The sequence below is a fragment of the Streptomyces sp. CA-106110 genome (genome assembly GCF_050936285.1).
In the GTDB taxonomy this organism is placed as follows: Bacteria; Actinomycetota; Actinomycetes; order Streptomycetales; family Streptomycetaceae; genus Streptomyces.
On record NZ_JBNJNB010000001.1, the window covers coordinates 1282984 to 1297721 of the forward strand.

Below are 14738 nucleotides of genomic sequence, written 5' to 3' on the forward strand. Positions count from 1 at the left end.
GGCCGGAGGGAAACCTCTTCGGCCCGTTGCGGCATCGTACGGATCAGCTGTCGTACGGCCCACCTTGCTGGTACTGCCCGTAGGGCCCGCCTTGCTGGTGCGGTAGTGGCTGTTCGGGCGTCCAGCCCGGCTGTCCCATGCCCTGGTGGGTGGGGTAGTCGCGCGGTGCAGCCCGCGCCTCCTCCAGCCAGCTCTGCGCAAGGTCGGCCGTCGGCGCGGCCGCCTGCGGCACCGGCGCGGCGGCCTGCGGCACCGGGGCGCCGGCGGAGCTCGCCGCGACCGGTACCTGGAGGCTGCCGTAGCGTTCCATGCGCTGCCAGCGCAGCCGGGTGCCGGCCACGGCGGTGAAGACCGACTGGATGACGACCAGGTACATCAGCTGCCGATAGACGAACTGCTGCAGCGGCAGGCTCCACAGCGGCCCCGGACGTTCCCGGTCCAACCGGAAGGCATACAGGCCCATCAGCGCCTGCAGGGCGAGGAAGGCCAGCCACAGTCCCGCGATCCGCACCGGGTCGAGGAAGACCAGACCGTACAGGGCGAACACGTCCACCACCGGGGCGAGCAACGGCAGCAGCATCTGGAACAGCGCCAGATAGACCAGGCCGCGCCGGCCCAGCTTGCCCGATGCGCCGCCCTGCACCAGCGCCCCGCGGTGCTTCCACATCGCCTGCAGCGTGCCGTAGCACCACCGGTAACGCTGCCGCCACAGGGCTCCCAGCGACGCCGGGGCCTCGGTCCACGCCTTGGCGCGCTCCTCGTAGACCACCCGCCACCCGGCCCGGCACAACGCCATCGTCAGGTCGGTGTCCTCGGCCAGCGTGGTGTCGCTGACCCCGCCCACGGCCAGCAGCGCCCGGCGCCGGAAGGCGCCCACCGCCCCCGGCACCGTGGGCATGCACTCGGCGAGGTCGAACAGCCGCCGGTCGAGGTTGAAGCCGACCACGTACTCGATGTGCTGCCACCGCCCCAGCAGACCGCCCCGGTTGGCGACCTTCGCGTTGCCCGACACGGCACCCACCCGCGGGTCGGCGAAAGGCTGAACAATCATGCGGACCGCGTCCGGTTCGAAGACCGTGTCGCCGTCGACCATCACCACCAGCTCACAGGAGGCCGCGGCCAGACCGGTGTTGAGCGCGGCGGGTTTGCCCGCGTTCTGCTGCCGGATGACCCGGACCCCCGGCAGCCGCAGCGACTCCACCAGGTCGGCGGTGCCGTCCGTGGAGCCGTCGTCCACGACGATCACCTCCACCGGATGGTCCGAGGCGAGCAGCGACCTCACCGCGGCCTCGATGCCCGCGCTCTCGTTGTAGGCGGGGACGATCACGCTCACCGGCTCGGCGATCGGCGGGCCCCACGTCCCCTGCCGGGCCCGGCTGTGACGGCGGGCGGCGATCAGCACCGCGACGGCCCGCAGGACGCTCAGCGCCCCGGCCGCGTACAGCAGCCAGGAAATGAGGCGCACAGCCCAGTCGCCGCCCTGCAGGGCCCAGATCAGGCCCTGGCCGAGCCAGTGGTCGGAGGCGCCGGCCGCCCGAACCGGGTCCGCCATGTCGAGTGCGGTGCTCACGGTACCGATCCGGTAGCCGTGCGCCTTCAGCTGCGGCAGCAGCTTCTCCAGGGCGGTCACCGTCTGCGCGCGGTCGCCTCCGGCGTCGTGCATCAGCAGGACCTGGCCGGCGCTGCCGCGCGGCGTCGCGGCGGCGACGATCCGGTCCACTCCGGGACGTTTCCAGTCCTCGCTGTCCAAGGTGCTCAGGACGGTGAGGTAACCCGCCTGGGAGGCCTGGGCGACGGCGCTCCACTCGCGGTCGTCCAGGGCGTCGTTGGACGAGGAGTACGGCGGACGCAGCAGCGGGGTGGTGACACCGGTCGCGCCGGCCACCGCCAGCTGGGTCTCGCTCAGCTCGAGAGAGCGCCGCCATGGGGCGATGGCGCCGAGGTCGGTGTGAGTGAAGGTGTGGATGCCCAGCTGGTGGCCCTCGGCCACAATCCGCCTGGCCAGCTCCGGGTGCGCGGCGACCTGGCTGCCGACCACGAAGAAGGTGGCGTGCACGTGGTTGCGCCGCAGGACGTCGAGGACCTTCGGTGTCCAGGTGGGATCCGGGCCGTCGTCGAAGGTGAGAGCGATGGTGCGGGTCGCCGGGCGGGCGGTGCGTACCCCTGCTCCGGTGTCCTGGATGACGGGGCCGCCGTGGACCACGGTGGCCGGTATGTCGCCGCTGGGGCCTTGGGCGCGGGGCGCGCCGTCGGCCGCCGTGCCGAACATGTGGTGGGTGTAGCCCTGGAGCAGCAGCGCCGCGGACAGCGTGATCACCAGCACGGTGAGGAGGAGCCAGTGGGTGCGCAGCGGGACGTCCCGCACACTGCCGGGTCGGCCGCCGCGTCTGCGGCCTCGGTTTCCTGACATGGGTCGCTCTCGGTGTGGCTCAGTTCGGACGGGTGGTCGGCTTGTGGCTGGCCCCGGGCGCCGAGGTGGCGTGGCTGCTTGCGCCGGGCGTCGCGGTGTGGGTGCTGCTGCCGTGGCTGGGCGTGGCGGTCGGGGTGGCGCCGGCCGTGGGCTGGGCGGCCGAGGACGCGGGGGCGGGGGTCGTGCTGGCGGCCGGCCGGGCCGAGGTGGGGCCGGAGCCAGGCTGGGTAGCGGCCCCGGGCCCGGTTGCGGTGGTCCCCGGGCCGGTGCTGTGCGCAGCCCCGCCGCTGCCGGCGGTGCCGTGCGGAGCACGGGCGGGGGCACTGGGCGGGGCGGTGCCGGGGGACCGGTGATTCGGGGCCTTCGGCAGCGGCAGGAACGGGGCGTCCACCGTCGGTCCGCCCAGCACGGCGCTCAGCAGCAGGGCGACATAGCCCGCCGCGGGTACGGCCAGCAGCAGCCCCAGGCGGCGCACCCGGCGCTGCCGGCGGCCCGAGGCGTCGACGAAGACAGGCTGCGCCGCTCGCCGTCGGGCGGCACGCTCAGGCGCAGGGCTTGGCGGCGGGCTCTGTAGCGGGGCCGCCGGGTCCCCGAGGTGCGTCTGGATGCCAGATCCTTGTTCCACGGCACCGGACCCTACAAGGGGGCGGATCGCATGCCGACACCCGGTCTGAACCCTGTGCGCCTACCGGCAACGACGACCAAGATGTATGGACCGATCCGATGACAGGCAGTGGCCAAGGCGCCACTTGATCCGGATCAGTGTGCGGGAGTACCCCGTCCAGGGCGATCCATGCGTGCCCTACCACGTGGGCCGCTCGTGCCACTGCGCTCAGGCCAGCAGGTGGCGCTCAGCTGCGGCACCAAGTCGTACAGGACGCTTGGCCGGATCTCCGGCTGGCCGACGTAGCCGCAGCTGTGCGGGCAGGACACCCACTTCCACGGCTGGGCGGTGCCCGCTTGGGCTCGGCCGCGGCCGGGGTCGTCTGCGATGCAGCGGTGTTGGAGGCGGCCGCGTAGGCCGCAGCCGGTGCACGGGCCGAAGGCGTCGCGGTACGGGTCGCAGCGTTCGGCCTCGATGGCGACGATCTCACTGGGCAGGACGGGGTGCGGGTAGGGGCGGTCACTGCCGGCGATCGGGCTGGTTCGCAGAACTCGCCGACACCTTGCGCCGCGCACTGCGACTGTAAAGGCTGCCGAACCAGCCAGAATTGCCCCTGGGGGCGTGACTGCGACAGGCCGAAGCATGGCCGTACGCAGGACGGACCACTCGCCTCCGGCATGTCCCCCTGGGCAGTGGAATAGTGGGAGGGAAGAAAGGACCTGCTGAGGGAGGTCTTCGGTGCTGGTGCAACGGCTCGACACCGAGGCCGTGACGGCCCTCGTGAAGGACGCCACAGCCGCTCCGTCCATGTACAACGCGCAGCCGTGGCGGTTCCGGTTCCTTCATGACAGCGGCGCGTTCCATCTGTGTGCGGATCTCACGCGCACGATGCCGCGGTCCGATCCAGACAACCGCGCCCTGCGTCTGGGCTGTGGCGCTGCCCTGTTCAACCTGAGGGTCGCCGCCGTACACGCAGGCTGGGAGCCGGCCGTCGAACTGCTGCCAAATCCCATGGATCCGCACCTGCTCGCAACAGTGCAGCTGACGGACCCGGTCCGCTCCGAAAGTGGTCTGGCCGAGCTGTATACCGCCATCCACCGCCGGCACACCAGTCGTGAGCCGTTCGCGGAGACGGAGATACCCCCCGAGGTACAGGCCACTATCCGCCACGGCGCGGAGCTGGAAGGAGCACACCTGATCTTCCCCAGGCCCTGGCACGTGCAGACGCTGCTGGAGGTGGTCCACGACGCTGAGGGGCACGACGCCGTCGATGCCGGACGCGCCGAGGAACTGGCCCGCTGGACCCGCATCGGAGCCGAGGAAGCCGGTGCGGCCACGGACGGGATCCCGGAGTACGCATTCGGGCCCCGCAAACGGGACGGCAAGGCTCCGGTACGCGATTACGCGGGCCGCCGCCCCATGCCCGGGCGGAGGGCGGCCACATTCGAACGGACCCCTCATCTGGCCCTTGTGGGCACGGCGGGCGACGGGCCGGAGGACTGGCTGCGCGCGGGGCAGGCGATGGAGCGCGTCCTGCTCCTGGCCACCATGCACGGGCTGTCCACCTCCCTCACCTCCCACGCCCTGGAGTGGTCCGATCTGCGCTGGCTCGTGCGCGACCCCACCACGGCCATGGGGTATGTGCAGATGGTGCTGCGCCTCGGTTATGGTCCCCCAGTCCGTGCGACCCCTCGCCGTCCGGTGGAAGAAGTGCTCGACATCGCGTGAACGAGGACAGGTGACAGCCCCTGCAGTCCTGCCGTGGCTCTGCCGCGTGGGCAGTCGTTCCTTCCCCGGAAGCCAAGACTGCGACCCCAGCGTCCCGTCCATGGGGGTGAACCAAGCTGCGGGCGCAGCGGGTCAGTGACCGGGAATCCTCGTGGGCCGTCTCATACTCGGCACGTGCTGGTCAAAGCGGTGCCACGTCCTCAAGAGCCATGGAGGGCGACCGCCCTGCGCCGGGACTCCCCCTGCTCGCGGGTACTGGTACGCGTCGCTGCCCGGACTCGTGCGGCACTTCCGGTCGCGGCCCTCGTCCCGCTGCTCCTTTCGGGCGTGGCCGCAGCGCATGAGGCGGAGAGCGACGAGTCGGCGGTGCTGGTCGAGCAGGCCATCGCGCTGATTGGCCAACGCCGCCCCCAAGGATCAGGTGGCCGAGCGTGTCGGAGACGCTTTGGAGGCCCCGCCCAAGGAAGGCGTAGACCTGAACCTCGTCCGCCAGGCCCTTGACGTGGTCGAGCGTACGGGCCCTCAGGAAGCCTCCCTCCAGGAGGCCCGTGGGCTTCTGCTGCGTTCGCTGGACGGCAACCTGCCATCCGCTCCGAAAGCCGGGCACCTCGTCACGGGTACCGAGACCGGGACGAGCGTGGTGCTGGATGAATTCCGGCCGGCTCGTGGCATCGCCGATTCGGGCGATGCCACCCTGTTCGCGCTGTCCCTCCTGGCCATCGCGGTCGGGCTGTGGCTGTCGGTGCGGCTGCGCCCCGGCTACAGCATCCGGGAACTGAAGCGCCGTACCGCCGCGGACGAAGACGGGGAGGGCAGGAAACGATGACCTCGGCCTCACCGACCCCAGCGCGCCCGGCCGGGGCGGAATCGGGCCGCCGCGGATGGTTCCATCGCGCCGTCGACGCGATCGACGAACGCATGGGCATCAAGGCGCTCACCTATCCGGTGCCCGAGCATGCGAACAATCTGGCATGGAGCCTGGGCGGCATCACAGCGGTGGCCTTCGTGATCCTTCTGGTCACCGGGATCTACATCACGCAGTTCTACACACCGGTCCCGGAGCACGCGAATCAGTCCGTACGCGACCTGGTGAGCGATGTGTGGCTGGGCAGCTTCGCCCGCGGCCTGCACTTCTGGGCGGCGCAGGCAATGTTCGTCCTGGCCCTGCTTCACCTGCTGCGCGTGTTCTTCCACGCCTCGTACAAAAAGCCCCGCGAGGGCAACTGGGTCATCGGTGCGGCGATGTTCCTGCTGACATTCCTGGCGGTGTTCACCGGCACCGTCCTGAAGTGGGATCAGGAGGGGTACGAGGCCATGACCCACAACCTGGACGTGGCCGAACTCCTCGGCGGGGCCGGCATCTGGTTCACCGACAAGCTCACCAACCGGGTGTCCATCCTGTTGCGCCTGTTCAACGCCCACGTGGTGATCGTCGCCGGCCTGATCCTGCTGCTCTTCGTGTGGCACGCCCTGCTGATCAAGCGGCACAGGATCTCATCGCATCCCGAGATCCCGGTGTCCGCCCTTGAGCCGTCCGAGCCGTTCACCACCCACCTCAGGCGCGTGTCCGCCTCTGGGCTCGTCCCGCTCGGGGTGCTGTCGATGCTGGGCGTGCTAGTGCCGCCCGTGGTCGGGCCGACCCCCGTCGAAGGGATCGAGATCACCCGCCCGCTGTGGATGTTCTGATGGTTCTTCCCGATGGAGGAATGGTTCGGGGTCGCCTCCATCGCGTGGGTCATGGCGTCTTCGGACTGATCTTCCTCGTGCCGTTCCTGGACCGGAGCCCGAGACGCAGGTGGCGCGAGCGCAAACTCGCCCTCGGCGCGGCCACCGTGCTGCTGCTAACGCTCGCCGCGATCACCGTCGAGGTCTGGATCGCCAACCCGAAGGGGCACGGATGAGCACCGCCAGCCTGAGGCGCGCCCAACGCTGGTTCTGGGCCCTCACCACCATGGCGGTATGCGCGGCGGGCGCCCTGTACGACGGGCTGCGCGCCGCCCCGGGACCTGGCACGGGTCTGCGCGTCCTGATCAGCGGCCTCGTGCTCGCCGTATCCGCCGCTCAGGCGGCGCGGATCCTGGCCGCGCTCTCCGACCAGCCGAGCCCTCTACTGTGGCGACGCACCCGCCGGCAAAGGACTCGGCGGCCCATCTGCCCTCGGGGAAACGTTGGGAGGAGCCCCCGAGGGCAGCCTGGCGGAGGATTCTCTACCGGCAATTGTGGGCAGCGCTGGTCGCCGTACCGACGGCGATGTCGACGAGCTGGCCTGAGACGCCGGGCACCATGATGTGCACAGCGCGGACAGTCAGGCCGGAATCGGCTTTGGGGGCGGGTGACTGCTCATTCACTACGATGCGGCCTCCGCCCGGGAACGGGATCGCACTGTTTGGGGCGGTGGGCACGACCACCCGCGAGCCGGCGATAGCCAGAGACATTGTGACGGACCCGATTGTCGTGGTGCAGGTGCTGGTCGAAGTTGCGGTCAGCCCGGAGAGTGTGATTACCGGTGGACGCGGACGGGGTGGCCGTCGACGACGCGGTCGACGACCGAACCGGCCGGGGCGGAGCTGCGGATGACGACGCGCCCGCCGGGGCCGAACACCGGGCCAGGGTTGGTCACCATGTAGATGCGAACTGGCTCAGTCATGGTCTCGCCTCTCGAGCAGGGGCACGGCCCCTGTGGACCCGCCCTTCACCCGTTCCGGGGCCTCGGCCCCTCTCGGACAGGATCGGGCCCCAGATCCGCTCAGGCGGCCGCGCGGACGTCGCCCTGGAGGAGGGGTGGGGGTAGCCGGCACTACCCTCGCCCCCGCCGCCGTGTGGCGATAAGCCCCCCGGTGGCAGGATCAGTGCTATGGGCACCGAGAGAGTCTGGGTGTACCGCGTGGAGGAGCCGCACGGCTCGCAGGGCTGGCACCCCCACGGCTCCCACTCCCACCGGTCGCGGGGAGTGGTCACCACCGACGCCCCGGGGCAGGACGCCAAGTACGTCGCCACCCTCGTCGTCACCGACCTGATCACCGAATGGAAGGCGAACGGCATAGGCCAGCAGCACGTGCGCGTGATCGTGTGGGCGCACGAAGAAGGCACCGGCCCCAAGGACGCAGTCTTCACGGTGGAGATCCAGCCCGGCGCCGACGGAGAGCGACCCATCGCGACCGGCTTCGCGCACCGGAAGGATACACGCCCCGGGGCGAGCGATAGATGGATCAAGGGATACGCAGATGGACCCCTTGTCGCTGAGGGTGACGGCGCGACTTTCCGGGGTTTTGGAAGGAGAGGGGCGGAAAATTTTCGCAGAGGCCGGCCAGCCGACCTGACCGATGGGACCCGTGATCGCGTCGCCCCGCCGGTACGTGTCCACCCTAGATCGTCTACGTCGGGTGAGACGGTCGTTGTTGTAGTGACGGCGACGTGACCACGTGGGTGGCAGCGGCCTGTAGGATCTCAGATTTGGTGTCACAGGTAGGGGGCCGCGGCCTGCGCTTTCTCAGGCTGTCTCACGCTGTGTCGGGCGGCTTCAGTCTCACGAGCCGTGTCATTTCCTCACGGACTCGGCCGACCGGCCGCGTACGCAGGCCAGGCATGGGCTTTCGCCCAGCTCGTTGTCAGTGGCGTGTGCGACAGTCGGCCGGTGATCAACATTGGGCGTGGCCTCCTGGAAGGCCTGGATGAGGTGGATTGGGCCGAGCTGGGACACGCGTATGGGAGGGCGCAGGACGTCCCAGGTCAGCTCACCGCGTTGTGCGGCAAAGATGAGGCCGCCCGTGAGAGCGCCTTGATGTCCTTGTTCAGCAACATCTTTCACCAGGGCACCCGATACTCCGCGTCACCGCACGCGGTGCCTTTCCTGGCCCGGATCGCCCTGGCCGGCCCCCAACCGGTCCGAGACGGGGTGCTGTCGCTGCTGACCAGACTCGCGATCGACTGGCACGACGAGTACGACCTTCCCCGCGGCATCGACATCAAGGCCTGGCGCGCAGCGGCCGCCAAACTGAGCATGGACGAGGCACTGGCCTGGTACGACGAGCAAATAGCCGCCGAGCTGGACGAGAAGAAGCGCAGCAGGCTCACGGAGACTCGTGCGGAGTGGGCCGCCGGGCGGCTGATGGACTCCCGGGCGAGCGCCCTACTCTCCTACGACGCGGTCCGAGCCGAACTGTCCGGCCTGCTCCCGCTCCTCGACGATCCCGACCCCGCCATCCGGACCAGGACCGCCTACCTGTCGGCCTGGTTCCCCGAAAAAGCGGCCGCCGTGCTGCCCCGTCTCCTCAACCGCCTGCAGGTCGAGGACTCCGTGACAGTGACGGCCACCGCCCTCGTGGCGGTCGGCCTGCTCGGCGACATCACCCTCACCTCACGGATCAGCCCCCACCTGGACGCCACAGAGCCCTTGATCCGCTGGGCGGCGGCGACCGCGCTCGCCCGGATCGGCAGCGCCAAGGGCGCCACGGGACTCGGCACCGACCTGACCGGGCACGTGATCGCCGAACTCGCCGCGGCGGCGGCCGACACCCCAAAGCCGGACCTCGACTACAACGAATGCGACATCCCGGGCTACATCTGTCGTTCCCTTCTGCCGCTCGCCGACCATGACCAGGAGACCGTCTTCCGCAGCGTGGCCGACTGTCTGGCAGCGATGCCCCGCAACCACATGGAATCGACGGCAACATCAGTGCTGGCCGTGGCCTTCGCCGAGCCCTTCCACGACGGGCTCCTCCCGTTCGCCGAACTCGCCGAGGGGCGACAACGCCTCCTCCAGGCATTGGTGAAGGCCGGGCCCTGGGGCGCGTACGGAAAGAAGTTCGAAGAGAGCCTCCGAAGCCAGCGGCTGCCCGACACCCGAGCGGCGCTGCGCGTCTACGCGGGCCTTCCGGATGACGGCCACGACGACACGACCGGATACATCTGGGGCTGAGCGTGCCCGCTGGTCGAGCGCGCGGTTCAAAAGTCATCCCTCTGGAGAACCAGGGCGGGGCCATGACACAAAGGCACTACGCTGCGACGGAGTCGGACTTCGCTCCTCACGCGGACCACCTGCCCCGCGCTGACGCCGGACGGAGTTCTACGACCTGTTCACCGAGGTCCTCGGAGCCCTGACTGAAGACAGGATGCCCGTCATCCCGGTGCGACTGGCTTCCCCATAACCGCGCGCGCCGCGTCCCGAACGTCGCCGTCCTCGTCCGCCGCGAGTTGGCGCATGTGCGGGAGCCTGAAGACGTCGCGGAGCCGCTCGGTCTCCCCCTCGATCCCCCGTTTCCGGCCAGCTCTCTTCAGCAGTGCCTCCAGTTGGCTGCGGGTGAGTTTGGCGACCTGCGCCGGAGTCGGCGCCGCGGCAAGGATTACCAGGACCGTGGCGGCGCCCAGGCCCTCGCGGGAGCTGAAGGCTGGGGGTTGTCAGGCAGCAGGCATCGCCGTAGTGGACCTCGCCTTGGCCACCTGCTGTGGTGGTGATGTGCCGGACGTTGGCGCCGGCGAGGGCGGCCCAGCGGGGCTCGTACTCGGTGCCGATGGCATGGCGGCCGAGGCGGATGGCTTCGACGAGGGTGGTGCCGATGCCGCACATCGGGTCGAGGACGAGGTCGCCGGAGCGGCCGTGAACGAGGCACGCGCCCAGTACGAGGCCGAGCAAGGACCCTCACGTACGGCACACTAATGGTGAGCGAACGTCGCCATGCGGCAGCCGCCCCAGCACTTCGCTTGCACATCGCTCGGGCTTGGCCTCTGCGCTCTGCACGAGGGCGATTAGGGTGGGCAAAGCGCCACCGTGGCATCGTGACGATGGCGCATGTTCTTGTCACGCTGCACCTCGCCCGCCGATCCCCTCTCTGTGCTGGCTTGCCCGGCGCCGAGCGCGGAGGCCCCGCCGACGCGCAACAACAGTTCCGAGCCGCCCGATCCCCCGCCGCGCCGACCGCCCGCCCCAGCCCGCCCCAACCCTTTCTCTGTCTGCTTCAGGGGTCGGCTGCGAGAGGCGCATAGGGGGATGTCGGGCTCCCGACGATGCCCAAACAGGCGTGGTGAGCTGTGGATACGCCGTCAGGCGCCCGGTAGATGCGGAGAGTTGTCGGCAGGGATGCTGGTGGGGCTTTCGGCGGGATTTCCGGGGTGGTTGGGGGCGGGGTTATCGCATCGTGACTCTGGTCGGGCCTCCACGGTCGCACGTGTGGTCGGGGCCGGCTGCTGGTCTGTCGGTACGGGCGGCGCCGGGCAAGCGGTGCCGCAGCGTACGGGAGGACCTGGCGATGGTGAAGGTGGGCGCGGGCGGCGGGGACTGGCTGGCGCTGGCGGTACTGGCGCAGTACCGGATGGCGACGACCGAGCAGATGCATCGGGTGATCGCGCCCGGAGTGCGGATTGAGCAGACGCGACGAAGGTTGGCCAAGCTGCGCAGCGAGGGCCTGATCGATCGCATCACGCTGCCCCAGGCCGGGCGCACCCGGGTGTGGTTTGCCACCCAGTACGGTGTACAGGTCGCCTCCGAGTGGCCGGAGTTGCGGGAGTGGCAGCCGCCGAAGCTGATCGCCGACCCTACCGCCGCGCGGCTTCGGGCAAGGCACGCGCTGGCGGTAACGGAGACCGGGCTTGCTTTCCTGCAGGACGCCCGCCGCCGAGGAGACGTGTGCCGGCCGCTGGACTGGATCCCCGAGGTCTACCACTCCCTCGGCAGCGGCGAAGCTGTCATCCCCGACGCCCTCCTGTACTACCGCACCTGCGGCGACGGCGGGTCGATGTTGCGGGCCTTCGTGGAAGTCGACCGGGCCACCATGGGCCCCGAACGCCTGGCCGCCAAACTCGGCGCCTACGCCCGCCTGCACGCCTACGTGCCCACACCCCTTGGACGCCCGCGGCCGAACTTAAGGCTGCAGCCCCTGGAGGAGGACTGGAGGCGCCGCTACGCCCTGTTCCCGCGGCTGCTGTTCGTCCTGGACGGCACCGGCTCCACCGGCATCGTCACGCGCATCCAAGCCCTGCACGCAGCCACCAGGGCACTGGCGCTGTCCAGCTTCCCGCGCGACATCCCCGTCCTGGCAGCCCCCTCACCGACCTGCTCCACAACGGCCCTTCCGCACCCGTATGGCATCCCATCCACGTCCCGGACCAAGACCACAAGGTCGGCTGGATGCAGTCCCGCCGCGCCTAGCCGCTCCGCCCGCGCCTGCGTAATTCTCCCGACCATGAGCCCGACCACAGCAGGTCACAGCGCCGCTGCGCGGCGCCTCGCGCACGCGATGGCTGCGCAACCGCCCAAGCCGCCTCCAGCACGCCGCCGACATGGCCCGGACATCATGCCCGACCACGGCTTGTACGGACCCGACCATGGACCCGACCAGAGCAGGTCACAGCGGTGAGCGCACCGTCCGACCGATAGCTGCGCAATGGGAGCTCGATCGCGCAACGACGGATGTCTTCCAGGCCCGGGTGCGCAGGCTGCGCACCGTGAAGTCGCCTGGGGGGGGAGGGGTTGCGCAATGGTCCCGGACACGGATGCGCAGCCAATTGCGCAGATCTGTTTTCAGCAGGGCCAATGGTCGTCTGAGCGTTGGGGCAGGAAGCCGCGCTCCACCCCGGGCTCGGCCACCCGCGGACCGTCAACCTGCGCGAAGACGTCGTGCGCAGGGCGCCAGACTCGTGCATGCCCGCGCCTTCGCACCGGATCGGCTCGCCGCCACCATCGCAGCACTCAGCCCCGCAAGCACCACGGCAAGCACCGCACAGACCCAGACCCAGCGCCTGCCGAAAACTCATCCGCGCTGGTGTGAGGCAGTGTGCCTCGGCCACCGGGCGCCGACCACGTCGCCCGAAGTGTCAAAGTCAGCACCCCGGCCGCCCTGTGGATCAAGGCGACATGATGATCGACCGTGCTGCTGAAACTGGCCCACCATGGCGTCATCAATGCCCTCGCCCTCCTGCGATTACTCCCGATGAGCGACCGCGAGAACGATGCCGAGATACTCGCCTTGCGCCAACAGATCACGCTGCTGGAACGCCAACTCGGCAAGAACAGAGTCCGGTTCACTCCCGGCGACCGGGCGTTCCCGGCAGCTCTCCTGCATTGGCTGCCGCTCGATGCTCTCCGCAGCATGTGGCTACTGGTGCGCCCCGAGACGGTGCTGCGCCGGCACCGCGACCTGATCGCACGCCGCCACGCTGCGCCTCCCACCCCAAGCGCCCGGCATGCCACGGACCATACGCTCCATCCGGGCCCTGATGCTGCGACCGGCGACAGAGACCCCCACCTGGGGCTACAGGAGAGTACATGGCGAACTGCTCGTCCTCGGGGTGAAGGTGGCCACGTCCACGGTGTGGGAGATCTTGCACCAGGCCGGTACCGCGCCCGCACCCGAACGGACCTCCGATACCTGGGCGAGCTTCCTGCGCTCCCAGGCCGACGCCCGCCTCGCCTATGACTTCTTCGAAACCGTCACCCCCTCCGGGGCGCGCATGTACGTGCTGGTCGTCATCGAGCACGCCACACGGCGCATCCGTACCCTCGGCGCAACTGCGCACCCGACCGCCTCCGGGGTGGCGCAGGCCGCAAAGCACCTCGTCATCGACCTTGAGGACGCCGGTTGTCGGGCCAGATCCATGATCCGGGACTGGGAGGGGAAAGTTCCCGCCCTCTTCGACGCCATCCTCGCCGACGCCGGCATCGAGGTCACATTCAGCGGCGTGCAGACGCCGAAGATGAAGTCCCTCAGGGAGCGCTGGATACACACCTGTCGACGCGAGCTTCTGGACAGGACATTGATTTGGAACCAGCACCAACTCCCCCGCACTCTGCGCGAGTTCGAACCGCTCTACAACTCCCACCAACCCCACCAGAACATCGCGAACGCCCGTCCCCTCAACTCCCTGCCCACGCCGATCACTGCTCCGGAGCAGATCCCCCGTCTCGACATACGCAGACCCGACCGCCTCGGCGGCATCCTCCACGAGTACGAACACGCCGCCTAACCTGCACGGACGACATTTTCGGCAAGGAAAGCGCTGCGCAAGCGGACCGCGTGCGCAACTTGCTGGAGTAGGTGGACTACACCCTGGCCCTGCCCGAACTGATCGCCGACCAGCCGCGGCAGGCTAGACGTGACGAACTCGCCGGCGGCCTCTTGATAGCGGGCGGCATGATCCGAGTCAGCCTGAGGCCGCACAGGGTTGGGCGGTCGCCTGTTGCCCTTCTGCGCGTAACGGCTGGGAGAGCCGAGCCAAGGACCGAAGCCATGCCAATGGCCTGTCCACGTCTGGCTGGTGACATTGGGTGCCGCAGGGTCGGTGACGGTCATACTTCCTCCGGGACGGGCCATCCTGCGAGGGCAGGGACGGTCCGTGCTGTTCGGTGAGGTGAGCGCTCAGACTAGAGCGCCAGCCCTCGGGAGGCGGCCCATTCGAGCGCGAACGCGTCGAGTTCCGCGTGGGTCTTACGAACCACGTGCACGGAGTGCATGGCGGCCGCTGTACTGCTCGCCGTCGCGGCCGCCCTTTTTGGCGCGCCTACCGGCTCAGAAGCGCCAGGGGTCTTGAGCGCCCCGGCCGACCGGGTACGTCAGGGGCTGAGCGGCCGCGGCCGGCTGGCACCACGGGTGCAGGTGCATGACCGCCCCGGGGCCGGATGCGGCTTCGATGTCCCGCGTCACGTAGGGCTCGTCTTTCTTGATCGGCTCGTCGCAGCGTGCGCAGATCATTGGGTACCCCCGCGAGCTGCACGCCGCGCCGCCGACCACTGCCTGCGCAGTCGCCCGGCTTCCGGGCAGGCTACCGCCGTCGCCCTGCGGCAGGTGCGGCAGGTGCTGCAGTGGTCCAACAGGGCCTGGTACTCGACAGCGGCTGGTTCCGCCGCAGATGGGATGGCCGTACTCTCTGCCATGTCGATGCTCCCTCGAAAGCGTCGTCCACGCCCCCGGACCGGTCGCACGGTCGCGGGGGTTTCCTTATCGACGCTAGCTCACTTGTCAGATGTTGTCAGATGACGTCATGTGACGAGAAGCATTGTCGTAT

Annotated in this window: 12 protein-coding genes and 1 pseudogene; 8 read left to right on the plus strand and 5 right to left on the minus strand. The window is 69.6% G+C overall.

Annotated features, from left to right (window positions below):
• Positions 1–43: 43 nt before the first annotated feature.
• Both ACQEXA_RS06045 and ACQEXA_RS06050 read right to left on the minus strand, forming a co-directional pair.
• Complete coding sequence (locus ACQEXA_RS06045; RefSeq protein WP_433128907.1) at positions 44–2410, minus strand: bifunctional polysaccharide deacetylase/glycosyltransferase family 2 protein; 2367 nt, start codon at positions 2408–2410, stop codon at positions 44–46.
• A 19-nt stretch (positions 2411–2429) separates the two neighbouring features.
• A complete protein-coding gene (locus ACQEXA_RS06050) occupies positions 2430–3035 on the minus strand; it encodes a hypothetical protein (protein WP_432936441.1) in 606 nt (201 codons plus the stop codon).
• A gap of 717 nt (positions 3036–3752) precedes the next feature.
• Between ACQEXA_RS06050 and ACQEXA_RS06055 the strand changes: the two genes are divergently transcribed.
• From ACQEXA_RS06055 to ACQEXA_RS06070, 4 genes are all read left to right on the plus strand, one after another.
• A complete protein-coding gene (locus tag ACQEXA_RS06055) occupies positions 3753–4742 on the plus strand; it encodes an Acg family FMN-binding oxidoreductase (protein ID WP_433128909.1) in 990 nt (329 codons plus the stop codon).
• Between the two features lie 394 nt (positions 4743–5136).
• Positions 5137–5568 (plus strand): hypothetical protein, encoded by a 432-nt coding sequence (locus ACQEXA_RS06060; protein ID WP_433128911.1) that lies wholly within the window; start codon positions 5137–5139, stop codon positions 5566–5568.
• Entirely contained in the window at positions 5565–6428 is an 864-nt protein-coding gene (locus tag ACQEXA_RS06065; protein WP_433128913.1) for a cytochrome b N-terminal domain-containing protein, read from the plus strand. Before ACQEXA_RS06060 ends, ACQEXA_RS06065 begins: the two co-directional genes overlap by 4 nt.
• 44 nt (positions 6429–6472) lie before the next feature.
• Positions 6473–6643 carry a hypothetical protein gene (locus tag ACQEXA_RS06070; protein WP_432936433.1) on the plus strand — a complete coding sequence of 57 codons (171 nt, stop codon included), beginning with the start codon at positions 6473–6475 and terminating at the stop codon, positions 6641–6643.
• A gap of 306 nt (positions 6644–6949) precedes the next feature.
• Here the strand turns inward: ACQEXA_RS06070 and ACQEXA_RS06075 are convergent, their stop codons facing one another.
• Positions 6950–7243 (minus strand): choice-of-anchor P family protein, encoded by a 294-nt coding sequence (locus ACQEXA_RS06075; RefSeq protein WP_433134460.1) that lies wholly within the window; start codon positions 7241–7243, stop codon positions 6950–6952.
• A complete protein-coding gene (locus ACQEXA_RS06080) occupies positions 7243–7389 on the minus strand; it encodes a hypothetical protein (RefSeq protein WP_432936430.1) in 147 nt (48 codons plus the stop codon). The genes ACQEXA_RS06075 and ACQEXA_RS06080 overlap by 1 nt, the downstream gene beginning before the upstream one ends.
• A gap of 207 nt (positions 7390–7596) precedes the next feature.
• Between ACQEXA_RS06080 and ACQEXA_RS06085 the strand changes: the two genes are divergently transcribed.
• On the plus strand, positions 7597–8160 hold the full coding sequence (locus ACQEXA_RS06085) for a hypothetical protein (protein ID WP_433128916.1): 564 nt from the start codon (positions 7597–7599) through the stop codon (positions 8158–8160).
• Positions 8161–8376: 216 nt separating this feature from the next.
• Complete coding sequence (locus ACQEXA_RS06090) at positions 8377–9660, plus strand: HEAT repeat domain-containing protein (RefSeq protein WP_433128918.1); 1284 nt, start codon at positions 8377–8379, stop codon at positions 9658–9660.
• A gap of 147 nt (positions 9661–9807) precedes the next feature.
• Here the strand turns inward: ACQEXA_RS06090 and ACQEXA_RS06095 are convergent, their stop codons facing one another.
• The gene (locus ACQEXA_RS06095; RefSeq protein ID WP_432939872.1) at positions 9808–10308 is read right to left on the minus strand and encodes a hypothetical protein; all 501 of its coding nucleotides are present in this window, start codon (positions 10306–10308) and stop codon (positions 9808–9810) included.
• Between the two features lie 679 nt (positions 10309–10987).
• Between ACQEXA_RS06095 and ACQEXA_RS06100 the strand changes: the two genes are divergently transcribed.
• Both ACQEXA_RS06100 and ACQEXA_RS06105 read left to right on the plus strand, forming a co-directional pair.
• On the plus strand, positions 10988–12094 hold the full coding sequence (locus ACQEXA_RS06100) for a replication-relaxation family protein (RefSeq protein WP_433128919.1): 1107 nt from the start codon (positions 10988–10990) through the stop codon (positions 12092–12094).
• Between the two features lie 510 nt (positions 12095–12604).
• A pseudogene (locus tag ACQEXA_RS06105) lies at positions 12605–13700 on the plus strand (integrase).
• The last annotated feature ends 1038 nt before the right edge of the window (positions 13701–14738 follow it).